The sequence below is a fragment of the Aerococcus sp. L_32 genome (genome assembly GCF_050689315.1).
Genome location: NZ_JBOEQF010001075.1, coordinates 1 through 627, shown reverse-complemented (window position 1 = coordinate 627; position 627 = coordinate 1). Strand labels below are relative to the sequence as shown.

Sequence of the window (627 nt, the reverse complement as noted above, 5' to 3'; positions counted from 1 at the left end):
AGATGAGGAAAATCATACTTATGTGACATTACCAATGTCAAAAAAAGAGCTAGCTTCTTATTTGGGTACAACACCCGAAACAATAAGTCGGAAGTTCTCTTCGTTAGAGGATAAAGGTTTAATTAAGCAACATACACATAAATATATTGAGATATTTAATTTAGATGAATTATTATTTGCATCGAGTTAAAGTGAACTCTATCAAAAAATAGAATTAATAAGGGAAATTAATATAGTGCTTTTATTTGTAACATAGTTAGTAATAAGGAATATTAGTTACTCATGAAAAAAATAACTTTTTAGAAATTCTAGGAATATGATTAAAGTGTCTAAAGAAACCGTAAGAGAATAATACTCTCACGGTTTTTTTCTCTACAATAGTATCAGTTTTCAAGAAAGTCCTTAATAGTCTTTCTATTCCTAGTTCATCAATATGAATGTGATAAGACATTAGCACATTATAAAAGAATATGAACTAACATCAACCTACTTAGTCTAAAGGCTAGTGCTTTTCTTATTAGTAGCATTTTTTTCTTCAAGGACTACGCTAACTAAATTTGAAACCATGTATTGAATGAGCTGTTTGACGTTTTTGGTGAATTCTTCACTTGAGACATAGCTGATTAG

The 627-nt window shown here is 28.9% G+C and carries 1 protein-coding gene; it reads left to right on the top strand.

Annotated elements, in window-relative coordinates:
* On the top strand, positions 1 to 190 hold a 190-nt coding region (locus ACRCJ0_RS18250), incomplete at its 5' end, for a helix-turn-helix domain-containing protein (RefSeq protein ID WP_431391554.1).
* Positions 191 to 627: the final 437 nt, after the last annotated feature.